Origin of the sequence: Emticicia sp. C21 (assembly GCF_003418935.1) — a bacterium.
GTDB lineage: Bacteria > Bacteroidota > Bacteroidia > Cytophagales > Spirosomataceae > Emticicia.
The window spans coordinates 98,393-121,823 of record NZ_QVMT01000006.1 but is presented as its reverse complement, the minus strand read 5'-3'; the positions used below and the strand labels follow the sequence as shown (position 1 = coordinate 121,823).

At 38.9% G+C, this 23,431-nt stretch carries 26 protein-coding genes and 1 riboswitch; of the genes, 13 read left to right on the top strand and 13 right to left on the bottom strand.

Translation table 11 applies throughout. From position 1 onward, the window contains the following. Positions 1-24: 24 nt before the first annotated feature. Positions 25-2,223 (bottom strand): TonB-dependent receptor, encoded by a 2,199-nt coding sequence (locus D0T08_RS15140; RefSeq protein ID WP_116983511.1) that lies wholly within the window; start codon positions 2,221-2,223, stop codon positions 25-27. A gap of 115 nt (positions 2,224-2,338) precedes the next feature. Continuing rightward, positions 2,339-2,436, bottom strand: a riboswitch (TPP riboswitch). 152 nt (positions 2,437-2,588) lie between these two features. Between D0T08_RS15140 and D0T08_RS15135 the strand changes: the two genes are divergently transcribed. From D0T08_RS15135 to D0T08_RS15125, 3 genes are read left to right on the top strand one after another with little or no spacing between them, the layout of a single operon-like run. Continuing rightward, positions 2,589-2,885, top strand: coding sequence for a muconolactone Delta-isomerase family protein (locus tag D0T08_RS15135; protein WP_116983510.1), 297 nt, complete (start codon positions 2,589-2,591; stop codon positions 2,883-2,885). 53 nt (positions 2,886-2,938) lie between these two features. Further along, on the top strand, positions 2,939-3,367 hold the full coding sequence (locus tag D0T08_RS15130) for a barstar family protein (RefSeq protein WP_116983509.1): 429 nt from the start codon (positions 2,939-2,941) through the stop codon (positions 3,365-3,367). Then, positions 3,364-3,858 carry a GNAT family N-acetyltransferase gene (locus D0T08_RS15125; RefSeq protein ID WP_116983508.1) on the top strand — a complete coding sequence of 165 codons (495 nt, stop codon included), beginning with the start codon at positions 3,364-3,366 and terminating at the stop codon, positions 3,856-3,858. Before D0T08_RS15130 ends, D0T08_RS15125 begins: the two co-directional genes overlap by 4 nt. Here the strand turns inward: D0T08_RS15125 and D0T08_RS15120 are convergent, their stop codons facing one another. Genes D0T08_RS15120 through D0T08_RS28070 form a run of 3 tightly spaced genes read right to left on the bottom strand, consistent with a single transcriptional unit; the run spans position 3,859 to position 6,724 of the window. Further along, positions 3,859-5,334 (bottom strand): aldehyde dehydrogenase, encoded by a 1,476-nt coding sequence (locus D0T08_RS15120; protein WP_116983507.1) that lies wholly within the window; start codon positions 5,332-5,334, stop codon positions 3,859-3,861. It abuts the gene before it with no gap. Between the two features lie 8 nt (positions 5,335-5,342). Beyond that, positions 5,343-6,590 (bottom strand): alcohol dehydrogenase catalytic domain-containing protein, encoded by a 1,248-nt coding sequence (locus D0T08_RS15115; protein WP_158561275.1) that lies wholly within the window; start codon positions 6,588-6,590, stop codon positions 5,343-5,345. Positions 6,591-6,601: 11 nt separating this feature from the next. Further along, a complete protein-coding gene (locus D0T08_RS28070; RefSeq protein WP_255413517.1) occupies positions 6,602-6,724 on the bottom strand; it encodes a hypothetical protein in 123 nt (40 codons plus the stop codon). Positions 6,725-7,118: 394 nt separating this feature from the next. On the opposite strand from D0T08_RS28070, the gene D0T08_RS15110 reads away from it, so the two are divergent. The 4 genes from D0T08_RS15110 to D0T08_RS15095 are packed head-to-tail and all read left to right on the top strand — an operon-like array spanning position 7,119 to position 11,293. Next, positions 7,119-8,774 carry an amino acid permease gene (locus D0T08_RS15110; RefSeq protein ID WP_116983505.1) on the top strand — a complete coding sequence of 552 codons (1,656 nt, stop codon included), beginning with the start codon at positions 7,119-7,121 and terminating at the stop codon, positions 8,772-8,774. Positions 8,775-8,776: 2 nt separating this feature from the next. Continuing rightward, positions 8,777-9,175, top strand: coding sequence for an NUDIX domain-containing protein (locus D0T08_RS15105; RefSeq protein ID WP_116983504.1), 399 nt, complete (start codon positions 8,777-8,779; stop codon positions 9,173-9,175). A gap of 27 nt (positions 9,176-9,202) precedes the next feature. After that, the gene (locus D0T08_RS15100; protein WP_116983503.1) at positions 9,203-10,645 is read left to right on the top strand and encodes an APC family permease; all 1,443 of its coding nucleotides are present in this window, start codon (positions 9,203-9,205) and stop codon (positions 10,643-10,645) included. A gap of 60 nt (positions 10,646-10,705) precedes the next feature. Continuing rightward, complete coding sequence (locus D0T08_RS15095) at positions 10,706-11,293, top strand: 3'-5' exonuclease (protein ID WP_116983502.1); 588 nt, start codon at positions 10,706-10,708, stop codon at positions 11,291-11,293. A gap of 58 nt (positions 11,294-11,351) precedes the next feature. On the opposite strand, the gene D0T08_RS15090 is transcribed toward D0T08_RS15095, so the two are convergent. Next, positions 11,352-12,818, bottom strand: a complete 1,467-nt coding sequence (locus tag D0T08_RS15090; RefSeq protein ID WP_116983501.1) for a tagaturonate reductase — start codon at positions 12,816-12,818, stop codon at positions 11,352-11,354. A gap of 223 nt (positions 12,819-13,041) precedes the next feature. On the opposite strand from D0T08_RS15090, the gene D0T08_RS15085 reads away from it, so the two are divergent. From D0T08_RS15085 to gatC, 3 genes are all read left to right on the top strand, one after another. Then, the gene (locus D0T08_RS15085; protein WP_116983500.1) at positions 13,042-13,800 is read left to right on the top strand and encodes a TerC family protein; all 759 of its coding nucleotides are present in this window, start codon (positions 13,042-13,044) and stop codon (positions 13,798-13,800) included. A gap of 244 nt (positions 13,801-14,044) precedes the next feature. After that, positions 14,045-14,815 (top strand): 1-acyl-sn-glycerol-3-phosphate acyltransferase, encoded by a 771-nt coding sequence (locus tag D0T08_RS15080; RefSeq protein WP_229238966.1) that lies wholly within the window; start codon positions 14,045-14,047, stop codon positions 14,813-14,815. A 78-nt stretch (positions 14,816-14,893) separates the two neighbouring features. After that, complete coding sequence (gene gatC / locus D0T08_RS15075) at positions 14,894-15,184, top strand: Asp-tRNA(Asn)/Glu-tRNA(Gln) amidotransferase subunit GatC (protein ID WP_116983499.1); 291 nt, start codon at positions 14,894-14,896, stop codon at positions 15,182-15,184. Positions 15,185-15,190: 6 nt separating this feature from the next. Here gatC and D0T08_RS15070 read toward each other — a convergent pair whose 3' ends face one another. The 3 genes from D0T08_RS15070 to lipB all read right to left on the bottom strand — a co-directional run bounded on the left by D0T08_RS15070 (position 15,191) and on the right by lipB (position 17,656). Continuing rightward, a complete protein-coding gene (locus tag D0T08_RS15070; RefSeq protein ID WP_116983498.1) occupies positions 15,191-15,787 on the bottom strand; it encodes a DUF6962 family protein in 597 nt (198 codons plus the stop codon). Positions 15,788-15,864: 77 nt separating this feature from the next. After that, on the bottom strand, positions 15,865-16,773 hold the full coding sequence (locus D0T08_RS15065; protein WP_116983497.1) for an ROK family protein: 909 nt from the start codon (positions 16,771-16,773) through the stop codon (positions 15,865-15,867). A 136-nt stretch (positions 16,774-16,909) separates the two neighbouring features. Beyond that, positions 16,910-17,656 (bottom strand): lipoyl(octanoyl) transferase LipB, encoded by a 747-nt coding sequence (gene lipB, locus D0T08_RS15060; RefSeq protein WP_116983496.1) that lies wholly within the window; start codon positions 17,654-17,656, stop codon positions 16,910-16,912. Positions 17,657-17,676: 20 nt separating this feature from the next. On the opposite strand from lipB, the gene D0T08_RS15055 reads away from it, so the two are divergent. The 3 genes from D0T08_RS15055 to D0T08_RS15045 are packed head-to-tail and all read left to right on the top strand — an operon-like array spanning position 17,677 to position 19,537. Continuing rightward, the gene (locus tag D0T08_RS15055; protein WP_116983495.1) at positions 17,677-18,138 is read left to right on the top strand and encodes a GNAT family N-acetyltransferase; all 462 of its coding nucleotides are present in this window, start codon (positions 17,677-17,679) and stop codon (positions 18,136-18,138) included. Between the two features lie 6 nt (positions 18,139-18,144). Continuing rightward, entirely contained in the window at positions 18,145-18,720 is a 576-nt protein-coding gene (gene def / locus D0T08_RS15050) for a peptide deformylase (protein WP_116983494.1), read from the top strand. 19 nt (positions 18,721-18,739) lie between these two features. Continuing rightward, positions 18,740-19,537: an amidohydrolase gene (locus D0T08_RS15045; protein WP_116983493.1), complete on the top strand. Its 798-nt coding sequence runs from the start codon at positions 18,740-18,742 to the stop codon at positions 19,535-19,537. A 35-nt stretch (positions 19,538-19,572) separates the two neighbouring features. Here the strand turns inward: D0T08_RS15045 and D0T08_RS15040 are convergent, their stop codons facing one another. The 5 genes from D0T08_RS15040 to D0T08_RS15020 all read right to left on the bottom strand — a co-directional run bounded on the left by D0T08_RS15040 (position 19,573) and on the right by D0T08_RS15020 (position 23,409). Then, a complete protein-coding gene (locus tag D0T08_RS15040; protein WP_116983492.1) occupies positions 19,573-20,292 on the bottom strand; it encodes a hypothetical protein in 720 nt (239 codons plus the stop codon). 49 nt (positions 20,293-20,341) lie between these two features. Beyond that, positions 20,342-20,776, bottom strand: a complete 435-nt coding sequence (locus D0T08_RS15035; RefSeq protein ID WP_116983491.1) for a DUF2141 domain-containing protein — start codon at positions 20,774-20,776, stop codon at positions 20,342-20,344. 173 nt (positions 20,777-20,949) lie between these two features. Beyond that, positions 20,950-21,801 carry a LytTR family DNA-binding domain-containing protein gene (locus tag D0T08_RS15030; RefSeq protein ID WP_116983490.1) on the bottom strand — a complete coding sequence of 284 codons (852 nt, stop codon included), beginning with the start codon at positions 21,799-21,801 and terminating at the stop codon, positions 20,950-20,952. After that, positions 21,801-22,451: a rhomboid family intramembrane serine protease gene (locus D0T08_RS15025; protein ID WP_229238965.1), complete on the bottom strand. Its 651-nt coding sequence runs from the start codon at positions 22,449-22,451 to the stop codon at positions 21,801-21,803. Before D0T08_RS15025 ends, D0T08_RS15030 begins: the two co-directional genes overlap by 1 nt. Then, positions 22,435-23,409 (bottom strand): polyprenyl synthetase family protein, encoded by a 975-nt coding sequence (locus D0T08_RS15020; protein WP_116983489.1) that lies wholly within the window; start codon positions 23,407-23,409, stop codon positions 22,435-22,437. Before D0T08_RS15020 ends, D0T08_RS15025 begins: the two co-directional genes overlap by 17 nt. Between the last annotated feature and the right edge of the window lie 22 nt (positions 23,410-23,431).

The window sequence follows — 23,431 nt, the reverse complement described above, 5'->3', positions numbered from 1 at the left end:
AGAAGGAGAAATTTTAAAAACATCTTACAACCTAACCTTCACAGCCACTAAAAAATTAGTACCTGCTTGCGGATAGTAGAAGTTTTCAGTAATTACCTGTCTGTCATAGATATAACTATAAGTATACCCATTCGATTCGTACAGGTGATTCAGGATATTATTAGCTAATACACTAAAGGTCATTTCTTTCACAATCTTTGGATAGATAGTGTAATTGGCCCGTAAATCATTTACAAAGAAAGCGTTTAACTTACGGTTATCGTCAGCCGTATTATCCATATATTGTTTACCCACATATTTTGGCAACCAGGCAAATTCAAGATTTTTAGCTGGTGAGTATGATAATTGTCCGCCCGCAATTATATTCGGTGAAAATGAAATATCTGATTTACTGAATTGATTTATTTTATCTGCCTCTCCATCATAATTTACAATGGTTTCGGTAAAGTTCTTAATCTTGTTCTGACTGAAAGTTGCATTGGCATTCAAACGCCACTGTGAAGCAAATTTCCAGTTAGCTACCAATTCTATCCCTGCCCGATAACTTTTATGCACATTGACACGAATCGCCTCTCCTACACTATTTACCTGTCCTGTAAGTACCAACTGATTCTTGTAGTTCATGTAATAGAAGTTACCATCAAAACTAAATGTTTGATTGGCCCAACGATAGCCGGCTTCTAAATCTTCCAGATGCTCAGGTTTTGGCACTTTTACATTGTCTATAAAATCAGTGCGGTTTGGTTCTTTATTTCCTACTGCATAAGAGGCATATACCGAAGCTTTACTATTTAACTGATAATTCAAACCCAGTTTAGGATTAAAGAACTGGAAAGAAGTATTTCGGGTAATGTCCTGCAATTTGTCGCCAGTTCCATTCATATCATAATCTACTTTGCGGTATTGTACATCAACAAATAGATTGAATTGGTCTGTTAACTGATAAAACAACTTTGCAAAAACATTGAAGTCGCTTTTTTCAGAATAGCTCTTATACCAACGATAAGCGTTTGAAGGGGTCATGGCAAATTTCGTCCAGATTACTTCACCATAATGATGCCCGGCATAACGATTCCAAGCGCCACCAATATTGGCTGATAACTTTTTATTGCTTCTGTAATCAAACGAATAAGTAGCTCCGTAAAAATGATTATCTAACCATTTTCTACGTACTAAGTCGGTGCTTGCAATGGTATCTCCCCCGATTATTACGTTAGGCAGCTTATAGGCTGCAAGGTCTGCCCCCTCTTTAAATTCTTCATAATACCCCTTTCCTCTGGTATAATGTAAGGTTGGGTTAAATGTCCAATGGTTGCTTAATCTAAAGGAAGAAATCAACTGATAATGGTCTTGTTGGTAATTATCAACCTGATTAGGATAAGTATACGCATTGTAGGTGCGATTGGTTTTCAACATACTTTCAGGCACTCCATTCCATGATTGATAGGTGACTTCTTTGCCTGAGAATACATTCAATCTGATAAAGTTACTTTTGTTATAATATCCGGCAGATACATAAAAGGATTTCAGATCAGAACTGGCTCTATCTACATAGCCATCAGAGGCTAATTTTGATAAACGCGCGTCTACGACAAAATGGTTATTCAATAAACCTGTACTTGCCAGAATATTGGCTTTCATCGTATTAAAAGAGCCATAAGATAGGTTAGTTTCGCCAAAAGCCTCACGCTCATACCCAAGAGTACTGATATTCAGACTTGCGCCAAAAGCCCCTGAACCATTGGTTGAGGTTCCTACTCCGCGTTGTACCTGAATGCTTTGCACACTGGAGGCAAAATCCGGCATATTCACCCAGAAAGTCCCTTGCGATTCAGAATCATTATAAGGCACCCCATTGAGCGTTACATTAATACGGGTAGGGTCTGAGCCACGGATACGGATACCTGTATAGCCCACTCCTGCTCCGGCATCAGAGCTTACTACAACCGATGGCAATTGATTTAATAAGAACGGTAAGTCTTGCCCGAGATTTTGTTTTTTGATATCTCGCTGGTACACGTTGGTAAAAGCCATACCCGTTTTTTCATTTGCACGGGTCGATTTTACGACAACTTCATTCAATTCTTTGATTTTGGTAGAATCATCTTGTGCAAAGGTGGATGTGAAAAAGGCATGAAATAAGACAAGAACCGAAATGGCTTTTTTGAGAAACTTTTGTTGGTTAAAAAGAATGCTTATAACAGTTTTTGTTAATTTTTTCATTGGTTAACGAAAATTTTAACAAGGTAAAGGAGTAAAATCTTGTGAGCCCAAAACGGCTCTATTGGTGAAACAAAATTTTAATTGGAAATCGCAAACAGTTCTATAGCTGCGCACACTATAGTTCTATTCTCTCTCCCTTCGACAGAATTACCTGTATCAGGTTCGATGGGTATAATCTCAGCCCGTTATATTAAGGCACCCCTTTTGAGATAAGTTTTGCAAAGAAAACGTTTTTTTACGAAAACTTGTTTATATTAGTGAGAGAAATTTATAACCTATCAAACCAGCTGCTGATTTAAACCAAAAAGTGACAATTGAGCGTGGTATAGATTTTGTGTATTGTATTATTAAAATTAGGAGAGATTATGACTCAATTTATGGTGGAATTTGATTTGCCAGTGCCTTTCCCTGAAAGTTTCATTGCCAAAATTCCCTATCAACGAATTGCTGTAAATCAATTGTTAGAGGAGGGAAAACTACAATCATATGCTTTATCGTCTGACAGAAGCAGACTCTGGTGTATTGTGAATGCCCAGGACGAATTAGAAGTGATGGATATTATCGCCGAATTTCCATTAATCGATTATATGCGCCCAACTATTACAGAATTGATGTTTAATAATTCTGTAGTAATGAAAGTGCCTACTTTTTCATTGAACTAAACTACGTGGTCTGTCACAAGACCACGTAATATATATTTTCTGCAACCGAGCCCATGCCGAATTTTCTTGTTACCAAAAATCTAGAACTTCCTTCCGATTACTCAATCATTGAATTAGACGGTCATAAAACACTTACTTTAAGAGGTTTCTATGAAGAAATAGGCGATGCGCTCGCATTTCCTGAAGAATTTGGCTTTACCAGCGAATCGCTTGATGAAATGCTAAGCGATTTATCGTGGCTGGAAGATGAAAAAATAGTAGTCTATATTTCTCCATCTGAACACTTCATAGAAAAAGAACGTAATCCTGAGAAAATAGGTACTCTGCTTAATCTATTAGATGCTATTTGTGAAGACTGGCGCTGGGAGGATGACTCTGAAGACTTTCCGAAAAAAGAACTCATCTTTGCTTTTTCGGATAGCCCTCGCATCAGAGAACTGTTAGATAAACAAGAAATCAGCTACAGAAAAGATATCAAATGAATTTTTTCCTGAGAAAATGGCAATCGGGCGACGAGCAATCATTGGTTGAAAATGCCAATAATTATAAAATCTGGAAAAACCTGAAAGATGTTTTCCCCCATCCTTATACCATTACAGATGCCTATGAGTGGGTAAATATCGCCTCAAATTCAGCGGAAAGTTTTGCTATTCAGGTAGGAGACAAAGCCGTAGGTGCCATCGGTATTTTGCTGAAAGACGATATTTATCGGAAAAATGCCGAGATAGGTTACTGGCTAGGCGAAGCCTATTGGGGCAACAAAATTATCTCAACAGCCATACCTGATATAGTCAATTACACCTTTGCTAATTATGATGTTCATCGTATTTATGCGGGAGTATTTGAATACAATATTCCCTCTATTCGAGTGTTAGAAAAGGCAGGCTTTGAAAAAGAAGCCATCCTGAAAAAATCACTTACCAAGGAAGGTAAACTCTACGATGAACATATCTACGCAAAATATCGGGATTGATTAAACCCCCTCTATCTTAATATGCTTCGTATCCAGATATTCATAGACCGCATTTCTTGATAACTCCACTCCATAGCCTGAATCTTTCCAGCCAGCATAAGGTGCATAATTAGTATTTACAGCGCCGTTATTAATACATACCGTTCCGGCTTCTAATTGCTCACCCAAAAGCATACTGGTTTTAAAATCTTTTGTAAAAGCATAAGCTACCAGACCATAGTTCGTATTATTCGCTTTTTCAATGGCTTCTTCAAGCGTTTCAAAAGTTTCCACAGGTACTACACAACCAAAGGTTTCTTCCTGCATAACTTTCATACTTGCATTGCAATTATCTAAAATAGTGGGTAGAAAATAATGCCCTTTCTCATATTGTTCTCCCTCTGGCACTCTACCACCTGTAACTAATGAAGCGCCTTTACCAATGGCATCTTCTACATGAAGTCTTGAAGTTAGCACACCATCTGCTGTAGCCATTGGTCCTAAATCTACTGTCCCATCACTTACTCCATCACCAATGGTGAGTTTTTCTGCCTGTTTTTTCAGTTCCGTTACAAATTCCTGATGCCTGGACACATGCACATATACCCGATTGACACTACTGCATGATTGGCCCATATTCCTGAAACCTTTGTAAGCTACTACAAAAGCTGCATTGTGTAAATCAGCATCTTCGCAAACAATGGCAGGACATTGTCCACCTAATTCCAAAGATATTTTCTTTAAATAGGGGGCCACCGTTTGCATCAGTTTTTTTCCAGTTTCGGTAGAGCCTGTCATGGCTACTTTTTTTACCAAAGGATGTTTAGCTAAACTATCGCCAACTACTGCGCCTTGTCCCGTTACTACACTAATCACTTTAGCCGGAATACCCCCCTCAACCAAAGCCATGCAAAATGCCATCGGTGATAATGGGGTAACAGTTGTAGGCTTCACTACCACCGAACAACCCACTGCTAGAGCAGGACCTAATTTCCAGGATAATAATGAAACAGGATAGTTCCAGGGAGTAATCAAGGCACAGACGCCAACCGGATAGTATTTCACCATCGAGAACATTCCTGTTTTCTCGGTTTGATTCACATACCCCTCTATCCTTACACCTTCTGCCGCGAAATAGTCTAAAGTATCACAAGAACCAATGATTTCTGATTTAGATTGGTTGAAAGGTTTACCTTGTTCTAGAGCCATTAGCATACCGATACGATCAGCTTGAGTACGTACATGGGCGGTAGCCTTTTTAATAATACTTTCCCGCTGATAGGCCGTCAGTTTCGACCACTCTTTAAAACCGATTTGCGCGGTTTCTACAGCTTTGTTTACATCTTCTGCGGTAGCACGAGCAATCGTTGCAATTGATTCTTCATTGGCTGGAGACAATTTGGTTATAGTGGATTCATCCGTGGCTGGAATTGATTTTCCATCTATAAAAAGTCCCCATGTGCGCCCTTTTAGTTCAGCTATCAATTCATTATTCATTTCAGATCTTAGAGATTAGGTTTAATACTTACTTTCAACGCCTCACCCGATTCCATCAGAGTAAATGCTTCGGTAATTCTATCTAAGGATAGAGTATGCGTCACTATCTTATCTGATGGAAAATTCTTCTTTTGTACTAATGCCGTAGCCGCTTGAAAATCACTCATTTTTTCGGAGTAAGAGCCACTGATTCGTAACTCTTTATAATGGAGGTGATTAGTATTTAATGTAGCAAAAGGATTCGTCTTTGGCAGTCCACCAAAGAATTCAACTCTTCCTGCTTTTCCGGCTATTTCAAGTGCATCAGCCTGAGCTTGAGCAACGCTTACAGCCACAATTACCACATCATACCCTAGTCCTTCAGTTAACTCAAGCGCTCTTTCTAAATGTCCATTCTCTTTGTCTACTTTCACCACGTTGTCAATATCAAATTGGGCTGCTTTTTCCAGACGGGTTTGCATCACATCATATATATCTACCTGCTGCGCCCCTTGAAAACGAGAAACTAACCCATGCATCACGCCAATTGGCCCGGCACCGATAATAGCCACTTTATCTTTCAGACCAACCTCTAATCGACCCCTGCCATGCGCATTAATTACACAACCTAATGGCTCGGCCAGACTCAGGTATTCTGAGGGCATATCTTCGTTTACTTTAAACAATTGTTTTCGACGAATAGCTTTTGCCGGAACTTTCATATAAGGCGCAAAAGCTCCATCTAAATGATAAGACATTGTCGTACGATTCTGACATAAATTCTCCCGTCCGGCTTTGCAATAGCGACATTCCCCACACGATAAAACAATGTACATCAGCACTCTATCACCTACTTTTATATCTGTCGCAGAACTTCTTGATTCTACTACTCTGCCACAAAACTCATGTCCCAGAATGCGAGGTGGAGTTATTTTCTTATCCCCATGCCGATAGGTTCGTAAGTCCGTCCCACATACATTGCAGGCCTCTATCTCAAGCAATATTTCTCCCTCGTCCAGACTTGGCATTCCCACTTCCTCTACCAGTATTTCTTCTTTTCCACGATAAACTGCTGCTTTCACTTTGCTATATTTTAATTGATTTAAATTAATGAAAGGGTTGTAAATACAAAAGGTTCCCACCGTATCGGGAACCTTTTCCGGTTCCACTTTGGCTACCTGTCTTCCGCTTAAATTCTTTCTTTTTTTCCATAAAGTGTCGTAACTACAAAAGGTTCCTACAGTATTGGTAACCTTTTCCGATTCCACCTTTGCCACCTGCATTCCGCTTATGCTCTTTCTTTTCCGCTATAAAATGTCATAAATACAAAAGGTTCCCACCATGTTGGTAACCTTTTCCAGTTCCACTTTAACCACCAGTCTTGCGCTTGAAACTCTTTCTTTTCCTCCATTACAATAGTTATTTTCTGGATTGTTAACCATGAATAGGCATCTCTAAATTTCTGACTTAAGCTTGTATTTTCAAAGTGTTTTCCAAGGTTTTTGGTATAATCAGACTGTTAAGCCTATTTCACCCAAGCAATTGATTTTAATAATTTTTCTTCTCAACTTGTCTATACAAGTTACGCCTACAAATGTAACTACGTGAAAAAGAACAGACAAGTTTTTCCGGAAGAATATTTCAGGAAAATGACTTTCTGAAATAAGATAATCTGAAAAAAGGTGAGTAAAAATACACTTCATTCGATAAAAATTTTGCTTTTCATAGATTAGTATTATCTTTTTTTCGATAGTTTTGAAGAATATACCATAACAAACACATAAAACCCCCATCTCTACATATTCATGAGTACTTCACTTTTTCGCAGGAAAGATGTCAACAAAGCAATAGAAGAAGCAAAAAAAGGCGATGACGGACATTCCCTGGCAAAGATTCTTGGCGTAAGAGACCTGACTACCCTTGGAATTGCAGCCATCATAGGTGCCGGAATTTTCAGTACCATTGGTCTGGCAAGTTTCAATGGTGGACCTGCAGTATCACTCCTCTTTGTCTTTGTGGCAATTGCCTGCGTTTTCACGGCTTTGAGCTATGCACAATTTGCCTCAATGGTACCTGTGAGTGGCAGTGCCTATACTTATGCCTATGTATCGTTTGGTGAGGTGTTGGCCTGGATTATCGGTTGGGCATTGATTCTGGAATATGCCGTATCAAATATGGTGGTAGCCATCTCCTGGTCTAGCTATTTTATTTCCATGCTTGAGGGCTTCGGGATTCACTTCCCTATGTGGCTGGCTACGGATTATACTTCTGCCAAAGAAGCTTTTGAAGTAGTAATTGCTAATGGACCGGATATTACAGAGGGTCAAAAAATATTGGCAAAAGCTTTTCAGGATGCCCCGGATTTTGGTTTTACCAAACTAATTTTCAATCTGCCAGCCGGATTAGTTACCGTTTTAATTACTTCCCTTTGTTATATTGGTATCAAGGAATCTCGTAATGCGAGTAATATTTTAGTAGCGCTTAAATTAGGTGTTATCTTATTAGTAATTATTGTAGGCGTTTTCTATGTAAAGCCCGAAAACTGGTCGCCTTTTGCACCGAACGGGGTCAATGGGGTTTTGAGTGGGGTTGCCTCTGTTTTCTTTGCATTTATCGGTTTTGATTCCATTTCTACTACTGCCGAAGAAGCTAAAAATCCGCAGAGAGATCTACCTCGGGCCATGCTCCTATGCTTGCTTATCTGTACTGTCTTATATGTTCTAATAACCACTGTATTAACCGGAATGGTGAGTTATAAAGAGCTAAACGTGGCCGACCCATTAGCTTATGTATTCTCAAAGGTAGGTTTCGACTTTGTCGCTGGAGTCATTTCAGTGAGCGCCGTAGTAGCCATTACAAGTGCCTTATTAGCTTACCAAATCGGACAACCACGTATCTGGATGACTATGAGTCGCGATGGTTTATTAGGCAAAAAATTTGGTGAAATTCACCCTAAATTTAAGACTCCGGGCTTTGCTACTATCATTACAGGTATTCTGGTAGCGGTTCCATCACTATTCTTCAAAATGAGCTTCTTTGTTGATTTGACCAGTGTAGGTACTTTCTTTGCCTTTATTCTGGTTTGTGCGGGTGTTTTGGTTTTAGATGCCAAAGGCTTGAGCAAAGATGCTAAGTTCAAGATTCCATATATCAATGCTAAATATTTCGCAGCGCCTTTACTATTAGTTGGTTTATACTTAACCTACTCCCAGGGAGATGTAATGGCACATCTTAACGAAAGACCATTATTGGTTGTTTTCTGGATTGTGTGGCTGGTGTTGGCGGTTATGAGCTTCAAATACAATTTCTCTCTTTTACCTGTATTGGGTATCTTAACCAATCTTTACCTGATGACTGAATTAGGCTGGACTAACTGGCGCATGTTTATTATCTGGATGATTATCGGTTTAGTAATATATTTTGCTTATGGCTACCAAAATAGTAAATTAGCAAAGAAATAGGCATGCAATGGATTGACAAGCTGGCCTGGATTTATATTGAAGACCGGAAGATATTAAGCACACGCAGCAGAGGAAAGGATATCTGGTATTTTCCGGGTGGTAAGCGAGAGGCGGGAGAAAGTGATGAAGAAGCGTTAACAAGGGAAATAAAAGAAGAACTTAGTGTTGACCTGCTACCAGAATCACTGCAATTCTTTGGAAAATTTGAAGCTCAGGCACACGGACATGCCGATGGTATTACGGTCGTAATGACCTGCTATCTGGCCGATTATGAGGGAGAGCTCAAGCCTGATGCAGAGATTGAAGAATTAGCCTGGCTAACCTATGCAGATAAAAGTAAAAGCTCGGCTGTTGACCAGATTATTTTCGACCATTTAAAAGATAAAAATCTCATCTATTAAATAACTAATACCTAACCCCTAATCAAATTGGCAAATTTCAAGAAAGAAATCCGCTTATACGATGCTGTGATGCTCGTGTCAGGGTCAATGATTGGCTCTGGAATCTTCATTGTAAGTGCTGACGTGGCTCGTCAGGTTGGCTCAACAGGTTGGCTTTTAGCTTCCTGGCTATTGGCCGGAGTCCTTACCATGGTAGGCGCGCTATGCTATGGCGAATTAACAGCTATGTTTCCACATGCTGGTGGTCAATATGTATTCCTCCAAAAAGCTTATGGCAAACTCACAGGCTTTCTCTATGGATGGTCGTTTTTTGCTGTAATACAGACTGGTACTATCGCTGCCGTAGCTGTAGCTTTCGCCAAGTATTCAGGCGTATTGTTCCCTGATTTCATTAGCGACAAGCATGAGTTTTTTGCTATTGGTGATACTTCTTTTAAACTCACTTCCCAGCGGTTATTAGCAATTATCAGTATCATTATTCTAACTTATGCTAATACAAGAGGAGTAAAAGAGGGTAAAACTATACAAAATATTTTCAGTACTACCAAATTAGCAGCTATTGCCCTATTGATTATTCTAGGCTTTATCCTGGGTGCTAATGCTGATGTAATTTCTCAGAACTTCTCTAATATGTTCGAGGCTTCAAGCATCAAAGAAGTAAACGGTGAATGGGTTACGACAGCAATCAGTGGTTTCGCCATCGTGCTTGCTTTAGGTGTAACACAAGTTGGTACTTTATTCTCTAGTGATTCATGGAACGGGTTAACCTTTGCAGGTGATGAAGTAGTTGAACCTAAGAAAACAATCCCAAGAGGCTTGGCAATCGGAACTTTGGTAGTAACGGTTCTTTATATATTAATGAATATTGCTTATTTATGTATTCTACCACTAAAAGGCTCACCGGATGGTGCAGATGTATTCAGCAGAGGGATTCAGTTTGCCAGTGAAGACAGAGTTGCTGCAGCTGCCGCTAACCTAATTGGTGGACAAACCCTTACAGTAGTAGTAGCTATGTTGATTATGGTCTCTACTTTTGGTTGCAATAATGGTTTGATTCTTTCAGGCTCACGGGTGTATTATACCATGGCAAAAGATGGTTTGTTCTTCAAAAACTTTGGTAAATTATCAGAGCGTGGCGTACCTAAAAATGCACTTTGGTGGCAATGTTTCTGGGCATCTTTCTTGTGCTTAACAGGCAAATATGGTGATTTATTAGATTATCTGATGGGTATCGTTATTTTGTTCTACGCCTTTACTATTTATGGTATATTCATTTTACGCCGTAGAATGCCTGAGGCAGAACGTCCGATCAAAGCGCCGGGTTATCCGATCATTCCGATGTTGTATGTGATTGTGGCTTCTATTATCGTTTTGATATTAGTGAAAGAAAAACCACAGTTTACTTATCCCGGCTTAGGTATTGTAGCCATCGGGATTCCGGTATATTTCTGGTTTAACCGACAAAAATAAAAATTTGCGATATCGTGTAAACGCTCTTTCTTTGCAGGGAAGAGCGTTTTTTTATTAGTTATGAGAAAAATATTGTTTTTTGATACCGAAACCACGGGTTTACCTAATAATTATAATGCACCAATAACAGCGGTTCAGAACTGGCCACGAATGGTGCAATTAGCTTTTTTGGTATATCATGAAGATGGTTCCTTAAATGCTAAGCATAATTATATAATCAAACCAGAAGGTTTTGTAATTCCGGCAGATGCTACCCGCATTCATCGGATTACTACTCAGCAAGCCTTGGCAGAAGGGCAGGATTTAACACAAGTACTTGGTTTGTTTCATCAAGCCATTAGTGAATCTTCTATTCTGATTGGGCATAATATTGAATTTGACAAAGCCATTGTAGGTGCGGAATTTATCAGGAAAAAGATGGACACAAAAGCTTTGCTATCTAAGCGCACATTTTGCACCATGAAAGATAAGAATGTAGTCAATTTCTGTAAGATTCCGGGCAAATTTGGCTTTAAATGGCCCACGCTGGAAGAATTACATTTCAGACTTTTTAAGGAGCAGATAACAGATGCCCACGATGCGAGTATAGATATTGAATCTACTGCCAGATGTTTTTTTGAATTATTGAAGCGGCGAGTGGTGAGGTAAAAATTAAAGGCGAAAGAATCTCTCGCCTTTACTATTATCATTGTAAAATTCTCAATTTTTAAGCATACACATTCAAAGCAGAAGCTACTTCACGAACGCCCAGCATCATCATATTAGAAAGGTGCGTACTTACATTATCTGCAAATCCTGAAAGTTGGGTTAAATCACTTCCCCAAAGGTCTTTATTTGATAATACTTTTTGCACTACCTCTTCGGCTGTCTGGCTCTGCCATACCTGATAAAAATAAGAAGCAGAATCGCATTGAATCGGATAGAATTCTCCGCCTCTCTGTCCAAAATATTTACCATTTTCTTCTTTTACTGAGCGCATAAACAATAAGTAAGCAGCAAAGCCACGGGCAAAGTATTGTGGCACTGTATTAAACTCTTTATAATAATTAAGTAATAACGGAATATTACGCATGCGCATCTTCATGGTATATTGCAAAGTAATGCTTATCCATTGATGCTCTAAGTATGGGTTACGGAAGCGATCTAATACCTCTCTACCATAACGCTGACAAACTTTAGACTCTATTTTATAAGGAATCGCCGGAACGATTTCGGTTGTCATCAGAATTGTGATAAACTTCTCAGTCAAATCATCAGCCAAGGCCTCTTTTACAGTTTCAAAGTCAGATAAATAGGCCATGCCGCACATCAAAGTATGTGTACCATTGAGCATACGTAATTTTAACTCACGATACTGCTCAATGTTCTTTTCTATTTTTACACCCGGGTCAGCTTCATAGAAAGATAAAGTCTCTTTTACTTTCTCATCTCCTTCAATAGCCCATAGGCGGTATACTTCGGCAATGGTTAATAAATCGTCTTTATAACCCAATTTAGCATCCAATTCTTTCAGACTCTCTCCTTTAGGCTTGCCCGGCACAATTCTATCTACTAATGAATTACAGAAGCTGTTTTCGTTCGTCAACCATTGTACGAATGCCTCAGGCAATTGGTTGAACGCGCATAATTGCAGAACAATTTCTTTCAGTTTATCACCATTACCCACTATCAATTCAGTCGGGATGATTACAGTGCCTGGAAGACCAGCCTGAAATCTCTCATACAACCAGGCAGTCAGCTTAGCAGGGAAAGAAGCCGGAGGTACTTGATTGATACTTTCTTCTACATATTGCAGACCTACTTCGGTAGTATTAGAAATAACAATTTCGATAGCCGGATTGGTGGCCGTTGCCAGAATATCTGCCCATTGGCTTTGCGCTGATAATACACGACTGATAGCTGAAGAAATGATATTTTCTTCTTTGGCAGCACCTTTGTCAATACCTCTTACACAGATGGTGTAAAGATTATCCTGTTCGGCAAAAGCATCTGCTCCGCCAGAGTCAGTTGATTTAACTACAACGATTCTACCATTAAATATGCCTTCTTTATTGGCCTTATCTATGAAATAATCACATAAGCCACGAAGTAAAACACCTGTACCAAATTGTAAGACTTTTTCTGGAAGTTGCGTTAAAGAAGGGTCGGTTAGTAAAGATTTATTAAGTTTCATTAAGGTTAACGTAAAATAGATTGAATAGAACAAATTTAGAGAATCGGGTATCTTATATCAACTAATATTCCATTTAATTCTAATACTTTTTTGCAAAGGCAGCTATTTTCATCAAGTTTTTAGACGTTATCGACTTATTTTCCAGCCTTTTATCAATTTCCGATTTGGCTGTAAGACCGAAAACTGATAATTTCGTCCTCAAATAAACCGTATCAAACAAAGAATGGAACAAATTTTTACTACAGCAGCACTAACAAGTATAGTGACCCTCACACTTTTAGAAATTGTATTAGGCGTAGATAATATCATTTTCGTATCTATTATCTCTTCCAAGCTCCCAAAAGGTGAGCAGAAAAAGGCACGTCGTATAGGCTTAATTATGGCTATGATTATACGTATTGCTTTACTTTTTGTATTGGGCTGGATTCTAAGTCTAGAAAAAGATTTATTCAATCTACAGGATATTGGCATACCTTTTAACATAGGATTCAGTGGTAAAGATCTGATTTTACTAGGCGGTGGTCTTTTCTTATTATATAAATCAACCTCTGAAATTCACCATAAATTAGAGGGGCAGGAAGAAAATGTATCGGGTAAGAAAACAGCCTCAAAACTTTCAAGAGCCATTTTTGATATTTCTCTTATCAATATCGTTTTCTCTATCGATTCTATTATTACAGCCATCGGTATGACAAGCAATATTTATGTAATGGCTGTTTCAATAGTATTATCAACTATTGCCATGCTTTTGTTTGCAGGTACAGTTGGCGGATTCGTAGAAAAACACCCTACTGTGAAAATGTTGGCTTTAGCCTTCCTGGTAATGATTGGTACCTTATTAGTAGCCGAAGCATTTAAGGTTCATGTACCTAAAGGTTATATCTATTTCTCAATGGCATTCTCGTTTTTTGTAGAAGTACTGAATATCCGTATGCGTAAAAAGGCCACTAAACCTGTCGAATTACATAAAGACATAAAATAAGCTGAAACTTACCAAGGGGAGTGATTAAACCATATATTTGTAAGAACGGGTTTAAATATTATTATTCTGACCGAAAAGCATAGATTTTTCAGCTAGACAAGCGGTCCGCCGCTGCGGGCGCAGTTTGCAGATGTAGCCATCGGACCGCCGAAGCGGCAGCTACATCCAAAAAATACAACGAAGTATAGCAGAAAAAGCGGACGCCGCGCGGATGGCTTTGTAGATCGAATTATAATGTTTAAACATGCTCTATAATCATTCCCCTGAACATACCCTGATGCGTGGCATTTTAAAACTATTCTCCTGGCTTTATACAGGCTGGTGCCTTTTCTGGTTTTTACTCATTTTCCTTTTATTGTTTCCGATCATCTTTATCAGTCTGCAAAAAGAAGAGTGGAAAATTGTGGTTCATTATTGCTGCCGGATATGGGGACGCATCTTTTTATTCATGGCAGGTATGCCTGTTAAAATCACCTATGAAGCAAAACTTGATTCTAAGCAAGCCTATGTTTTCTGTGCCAATCACTTCAGCTATCTGGACATTGCCCTGATGGGTACTATTATCAAAAACTACTTTGCGTTTTTGGGTAAGAGTTCGGTAAAAAATGTTCCACTATTCGGCTATATGTTTGCGAAAGCCCATATTCAGGTTGATAGAAGTGACAAAAATAGCAGAACCAAAGCCCTCAAACGTTCAATAAAAGCCCTTAAATCTGGTAGAAGTATCATGATTTTTCCGGAGGGAGGAATTCATACTACCAACTTTCCGCAAATGGTTCAGCCTTTCAAAGATGGAGCATTCACAATGGCTATAGAAAACCAGGTGCCTATTGTGCCTATCTCTCTATTAGATAATTATAAAGTTATGCCCAATATACGTATGTCGTGGCATCCGGTAAGGGTTATTTTTCATACACCTATCGAAACCAAAGGGAAAACCAAAGAAGCTATCGAAGACCTGAAAAAACAGGTGTACGACGTCATTCAGCCTACTTTAAATAAATATCAGGATTAAGCACTATCCGATTTTAAGGATTAACCCTTACATTTGTGGCAATAATGAACCAGGATTTTTAGAAGTAGAAGCAGCAATATGAAAATAGAACAGCAAACTGTAAAGAAAATAGCACACCTGGCGCGATTAGAACTAAGCGAGCAGGAGGAAGTAAAGATGGTGGAGGATTTATCTAAAATTCTGGACTGGATGGATCAATTGAAAGAACTGGACACCACAGCAGTAGAGCCTCTTACCCACATGAGCGAAGAAGTAAATGTTTTCAGAGAAGATGTGGCAAATAACCAACTCACACGTGAACAAGGCTTAAAAAATGCCCCAAAACAAGATGGTGAGTATTTTTTAGTGCCTAAAGTAATTGAGCAATAATCAAAATTAAAAAGTTTGGTAGCGAGCGGCTCTGCCGAAGCAAAACAGGCTGATGGCTAACAGATAGTGATAGGTATCTATATTATCTATAATAGAATTTGCCATAAAACTTTTGTTGTAACTACCCATTACCAGGGCTATCACAGCCAGAATTAACCATGCGCCTACTGAGCGTTCTCCCTTAATCAATGCCCATATACCCAGAATCAAAACTGCAGGTACACAAACGGTAAGAATGGCGTTTAATACTTGCAGATTGCCCGTTAATCTTACTACCGCAAAAGCTACAAATCCTAAAGCTACTACTATATAGGCAAAATTGACAGGAACAGGCTTTTTCAAAACCAGAAAGAGCGTAACAAATACCAGACAGAACCCTCCTACCGTACCTGCCAGATGCTGAAAAAACTCTGAAACAGTAACTGCATAAGGCGATAACCCTAAAAAGCGAATTGCACCAAAAAGTGCCGCTACCGTAACTGAGAGTACGAAAGCCTCCCAAAGCAGGCAAACCACTAAATCGAGCTTGAATAAATAACGGAAGAAAACGAAAAAGCCAACTAAGGCTAAAACGGTATCAGAGATAGCGTGAGAAATTTCCATAGTCAATACACAGCATAAGATGAAGAAATATTTGGAAAAGAAAAGGGAAGTATTACTACCTCCCTTTTGTCAGCATATCAGAAACACAAACTGGCGGCACCTAAGAGTCCGGCGTCGTTGCCTAATGTGGCTTTCTTGATATTTAATGTTTTAATATAATAAGGTGTCAACCAGTATTCCAATTGTTTGTTGACAGAAGGCATAATGTAATCGAATGAGGCTGATAAGCCACCGCCAATCAGAATAGTAGTAATATCCAGGATTCTGATCATAGATACAAGCCCACTCCCTAGCATTTCACCTACTTCATCAAATATTTTTTGTGCTAATTCGTCGCCCTCGCCTGCAGCAGCTACCAATCCGGTTGTTGAGATGGTGCCATCGGCAGGTAATTGGGTTTTACCTGTATAACCTTTTCTCATATCGTTAGCTAGGTCTAGCAACTCATTCTTGCCAATATTACGCTCTAATACTCTACCATGTTTTGATGGGATATGCCCAGGTTCCATGGCGTTACCACCACCGCCTTTAAACACCTGTTTATCTATAATGGCTGCTCCGCCGATACCTGTTCCTAAAGTTATCATGATATAATCTTCCGGAATATCACCTTCGCCAAAATAGTATTCTCCTAAGGCTGCTGCATTGGCATCATTCTCTAAGAAAAAATCATGATTCGGGAAACGCTCTTTTAAATCGGGGATAATAGTAATTCCGTTGATTTCAGGTATAGCTGTAATTTCGATAAGGGTTGAGCGGTCTCTGGTTATCAGACCCGGTACACCTATACCTACTTTTTGAATATTCTTGTTTTCAAGTAATTGTATCGCTATGGCATCACCTAAACGTTCTACAAAATGACCTGACTTGCGCCAACTTGCTGTATCGTGACTATAAAAATTCGAAAGTTTACCTGTCTCTGCTTCAACAATGCCCATTTTGACATTTGTGCCGCCAATATCAATTCCCAAATATTCAGTTGCCATTTATTATAGTTTTGTTATTATATTCGGTAAGTGTTTACAAAATATATTTTTAATAAGGTTTTTTATATTTCCCCCAAAATTAAAAATAATTCTCACTTCAAGGCAATTTGTAACAAGGAAATATTGCATTTTGGCATTAAATCTCTGCTAATTCCCTCTCAGGCGATACCTCAAATTCCATTTCAAATAATTCCCCCAAATGTCTTTTCAGCTTTTCGGCCACTTCCTCTACTTCTATCAAGCGTCCTAATTCTAGTGCTAAAGAGGTTACGGCTTTATCATCGATGCCGCAGGGCACGATATTACTAAAATAATTCAAATCGGTATTCACATTCAAGGCAAAGCCATGCATAGTCACCCAACGGCTTGATTTTACACCCATCGCGCATATCTTTCTCGGATTTTTCTGTTCTTTATAATCCAGCCATACGCCTGTCAGGCCGTCAATTCGGCCTGCATCAATGCCATAGTCTGCCAGAGTGCGGATAATTCCCTCTTCCAGAAAACGCATATATTTATGTATATCTGTAAAAAAGTTTTCTAAATCAAGGATAGGATAGCCCACCAATTGTCCCGGGCCATGATACGTAATATCTCCACCGCGATTAATCTTATAAAACTTTGCTTCTTTGGCCGAAAGACTTTCTTCATCAAGCAAAAGATTTTCCATTTTACCACTTTTACCTAGTGTATAAACATGCGGATGCTGGCAGAATAAAAGATAGTTATGTGTAGAAAATTGATTCTCAGGTTCGATATTTCTGTTTTTAACTTTAAGGTCGATGATTTCAGCAAAGAGTTTTTCCTGAAAATCCCATCCATTCTGGTAGTCAATCAGGCCTAAATTAATAAACCTTACTTTTTTATTAATAATATTATTCATCAGTTTTGTAACTTTGTGGTATGAATACGGGTGCAAATGTAACAATCAGACGCGGTACAGTTGCCGAATGCGTAGCTATTTCTCAACAAATTCCAGAGTTTTATGATGGAATTTACGATGAGAAAGACTACGAAACCCGATTATTTAACACGAATTCTTTGGTTTTAGTTGCTCTTGATGGCAGCACTCCGGTTGGTTTTAAAGTCGGTTATCAGCGAGATAATGACGGTAGTTTTTATAGCTGGATGGGTGGCGTAATACCCGATTACAGAAAACTACATATTGCACAAAAACTGGCCGACACACAAGAAGCATGGGCAGTAGAAAAGGGGTTTAATGCCATTGTTTTCAAAACCCGCAATAGCCTTAAAGGAATGCTGATATTTGCCATCAAAAATGGTTTTTGCATAGAAGCCGTGGAACGAAAAGAGGCAATTGAAGATTATAGAATTATTTTCCGCAAGAAATTAAAAAATATATAACATACAATGATATATCCTATTGTAGCCTACGGCGATCCTGTTTTGAGAAAAGAAGCGCGTGATATTGTACAAGGCGAACTTGATGTAAAGAAACTCGCCGAAGACATGTTTGAGACGATGTACTCAGCGGCAGGTGTGGGTTTAGCAGGTCCGCAGATTGGTTTAGACCTTCGTATTTTTGTAGTTGATGGTACTCCTATCAACGAAAGCGCAGAAACAGAAGAAGACATTGACAAATCGTTGTTAGGTTTTAAAAAAGTATTCATCAATGCCGAAATTATAGAAGAAGAGGGTGAGGAATGGGCCTATGAAGAAGGCTGTTTGAGTATTCCGGGTATTCGTGCCGATGTATACCGCCCTGAGTATGTAACCATCCGCTATTTTGATACTGATTGGGTAGAGCATACCGAAACTTATGAGAGTATGGCGGCTCGTATTATTCAACACGAATATGACCATATTGATGGCATTTTATTCACTGACCATCTGACACCTTTGAAAAAACAGATGTTAAAGAAAAAATTAGCCAACATTACTAAAGGTGATGTAGATGTAGAATACCGAATGAAATTCCCAAGATAATACCACAAGCACTCATAAAATGTCTGAACAAAATTCTTCTCTTCCCGATTTAAAGGTTACGCTTGTTCAAACCAATCTTCATTGGGAAGATGCAACCGCCAATAGGGCGATGTTGGAAGAGAAGATTTTCGGCATTTCCACTCCTACCGATTTAATTATCCTGCCTGAAATGTTTACTACCGGGTTCACCATGAATCCGGCTAAGATGGCTGAGCCTATGAATCTGCATACCACTCGCTGGATGAAACAAATGGCAGCGCAAACAGGAGCAGTTATTACAGGTAGTGTGGTGATTAAAGAAGGTGATAATTATTATAACCGCCTTTTATGGGTAAGTCCTGATGGGGAGGTTGATACTTACGATAAACGCCACCTCTTCAGAATGGCAAAAGAGAATGAGGTGTATGCAGGTGGGGATAAAAAGATTATCAAAGAACTAAAAGGCTGGAAAATATGTCCACTCATCTGCTACGACCTCCGATTCCCGGTCTGGAGCAGAAATGTGGATTTAGCTTATGACCTATTGATTTATGTAGCCAACTGGCCGCAAGTAAGAATGTATCCGTGGGATTCATTGTTGGTGGCACGGGCTATCGAAAACCAAAGCTATGTAATAGGCGTAAACCGAACAGGACTTGATGGCAACAATATTGTTCATTCAGGCCATTCTGCTGTTATTGACTATTCAGGTAAAGTAATCTTTCGTGAAATAGATAACGAGGTAATCCATCAACATACCCTCTCTAAAACTTCCTTAGACGAATTCCGTCAGAGATTCCCGGCCTATCTGGATGCTGATAGGTTTGAGATAATATGAATGTGGCGCGAGCGGGACGCTCGCGCCACATTTCTCTAAACCTGTAAAATAGGCTTTGCACTTTTCATTGCAAACTTCACTTTATACTTCTTCAAAATTCTTGAAGCAATAATACCAACTACTACTCCGGGTAAAACCCAGGTCAGAATAAAAACAAAATCCGGTGTATTTTTTGGCATATATCTTGGCACTACATTTACAAAGAACGCAGTTAAAGCCGCAGAATAAGCGCCCATCATTTTACCCCCGTGCCCCAAAAGCCAGTGAATTTTTTCAGGTTTATGAAAACCTAAATATATTTTTAAATCTCCATAGGCATTTACTAAGCACACTACACCGAAAATGGCAAATAAGATAGCCATACCATTAAACCCCGCAGGGCTGATAAACCCGTAAACTGAATAGCCTATCATTACAATTCCACAAATACCCACACCCCAGGCAGCTATCCAGTCAACAAGAGCTGGAACAATGGCTTTTTTCATACTTAATAGTCTTTTGCCTGAATAATTCGGATAAAAACTAACAATTCCAATAGTCAGAAAAAACTGATATTTTAATTGAGCAGGGTAGATGGCAAAGAAAATAATAGTGGTAACAAATACGCCAAACATAGCCCAATAGAAGACCCGTCCGCTTATATTATGTACTCTTTTGCCTTTTTGGGCAATCATGGCTACCAATCCGCTTGAAAGCGATAAAAAGCCACAGATAACATGTATAACGAGAAAGAAATTGAAGATGAGCTTTTCCATAATTCTATTGATTTAAAAGGTGATTAGTTTTAGTTAATTGATTCAAAACTTAGAATGCCATCAAGCCTATAGCTAACGTTTTATTCTCGTTCAGGTCAAAGGCACATTGTTCAAAGCTTGGTGGTCCCATCAACATAGTTACATTAGAGAAACCAAAAGGCTCGGCAGGCATTTCTCCATTCATATCCAGTTGTTTATTATCGTTTAAATCCTGATATAAGACGATGGCATATTTACCTTCTAAAATGTTTTCAAATTTCAAAGTCACCTCGCCTTCCTGTGTTACTTCGGCAATGGCTGATTTGATACCACCTCCTCTCGGGAAGCTGTTAGCATCGTTAGAAATAGAAGCATACACCTTGCCCTGACGTTGTTGAATACCTTTTACCACCACCGTTACGCTATATTTATTTTGTGCAAAAGAGAAAGTAGTAAGCAGGCTTAAAATGGTTGTTAGTGCGATTGATTGGATGAAATTCTTCATTTGTGTTATTGATTTATTTGTCGTTTTCGATGACACAAATGTATAGGTCAGGACGAATAGCAGTCAAACGAAAGGGCTGACTATCAATCCTTTGGGGAGTTTGACAAAGCACTGGGAGGAATAACAAGTTTTAGGGAAGAATGACAAAGCTGTCAAAGGAGGTTTTTATAACCCTATTTCATTTGCTCAACGATTCCGGAATATTTACGGGCAACGGGAACGGTGAAATCAAGAGATTTCAGATGTAATTTATACCCCTGGGCATTGCCAGTCACTTTCTCAACCTTAGTGAGATTAACAATATACGACCGATGGCAACGAACAATTTTCGGTAAATTTATCTGACTTTCTAAACGTGTCAGACTACTTCTCAGCAATTCTTTTTGAAGTATATTTCCTTTCTGATAAAATACAGTTGAATAATTATCAGATGATTCTATAAATAATAAATCATCACTACTTAGTTCTAAAGAATCTTTTTCGTTTTCAGCTATCAGTTTTATAGGTGTTGCTACTTTTTCTTCCTGTTTCGTGGTTTCGTTGGATTGTACGACAATCGTCTGATTATATTTCTTTAACTGATAGATATAATTAGACATCACCCCAAATGAAATAGGGACAAATCCCACCAAAGCCACAATAAAAAACATGGCAACAAAACCAAAGAGCGTAAGCGGTATATACTGAAAGAAAAACTTGGAATAAAACATATTGGCACAGGTAATGAGCGCAAGCAGAAACAATATATCTGCTATTTCTTTCCAGATTACCCATGTCTGCTCATTAAAAAATTTTGGAAGAAGCAGGGGCAATACTGACCTATTAAAAAGTGTACAAATACTCACAATACCTCCAAAACCGATAAGCACCCACAGTTTATGTGGGTGTTGCCAATCATTTAAGCCAAATGGTTGAAAAACAACAAAGAATAGAGCAACGCCTGCTCCTTCAACCAGACTTTTGCGTAGACTTACGCCTACAGACTTGTGTGGAAAAGGATAAGGTTGCTGTAATATTTTAAACATTATTGGAAACTACCGGCAATTGTTTGAATAAAATGCTGAACAATAGGTGGATAAGCCAAAATTACAAATACTACTCCCCATAATGCTCCCCACATATGGGCTGTATGGCCGATATTGTCATATTGTTTCTGTGCCATATAGCGAGAATACAATAGATATAAAATACCAAATATCCAGGCAGGAATAATGGGAGGAAGAGGAAGAAAACCCATTTTTGCCGTAGGTTGAAACATGATAAAAGCAAAAACCACCGACGCTACTCCACCTGATGCTCCTAAAGCATTATAACCCGAATTATTCTTTTTACTGAATGTATCAGGCAGATTAGCCACGATGATACCCAGAAGATAGAGCAACAAATAGAAGAAGTCGGCTTTATTGCCAAATATCTGACGAAAATAGGATTCAACCCCTTCTCCAAAAATGTACAAACTAAACATATTGAAGAATAGATGACCGAAATCGCCATGTAAAAAGCCTGAAGTAAGCAATCGCCACCATTCATTACGGCGGTGCACTGTATAGGGGTTAAGGATGTATTGATGCATCAATCGGCCATTATTAAAGGCTGCAATGCTCACAATTACCGTAATAGCAATAATAATTACCGTTAAAGACAAAGACATCGTTTCGTTAGTTTTCTCGTTCAATCAACATATATATTAATTCAAGTAAAGGTTTTTTCTGCGCTGCCGGAGCTTCTAATTTATCCAAATCATGTAGACCCTTACTGAAAAACTCATTCATTTTGTTTTCAGCCATTTGCTTGATTCCCAACGTATCATAAATAGCCGTAACAGATTTCACTTTTTCATTTCTATCAAATTCTTCTGCCGAAAGCCATTCTGCTAAGGCTTTTTCTTCTGGCTTACCTTTGGCTTGTGCTAAGGCTTCTATCAATAGAAACGTTTTCTTATTTTCAATAATATCGCCCCCCACTTGTTTGCCGAATTTCTTAGGGTCGCCATATACATCTAAAATATCATCCATCAACTGAAACCCTATTCCTACATTGGTACCTATTTCATATAGAAGCTTTGTATTAGTTTCTCCGGCATTGGCAATCATACCTCCCAGTTCTAAAGCAAAACCTAAGAGAACTGAGGTTTTCAGGCGAATCATGTCGATATATTCGTCTTCGCTTACATCGTTGCGGGTGGCAAAATTCATATCTAATTGCTGTCCTTCACAAACCTCTGCAGCCGTGCGGTTGAATCTTCTGATTACCTGCTTAAAAATCCTGTCTTCTACAGCCGTCATTAATTCATAGGCACAAACCAACATCACATCTCCCGAAAGAATAGCCACATTAGGATTCCATCTCTCATGCACAGTAGGTTTGCCACGGCGCAATGGAGCGTCATCCATAATATCATCATGCATTAAAGTGAAATTATGAAAAACCTCTACACCAATAGCTGGTTTAATGGCAGCCTTCCAATTATCCGAAAAAATATTAGTTGCCATTACCGTCAGGAGCGGGCGCATTCTTTTACCACCCAACGACATCAGGTATTCTATTGGCTCATATAATTCTACGGGTTTCTCGCCATACTGTGTGTGGGCAATTTCCTCTTCAATTGCTTTAAGAAAAATCTCTAAAGACATCTATGTCAGGTTCAAATGAGCA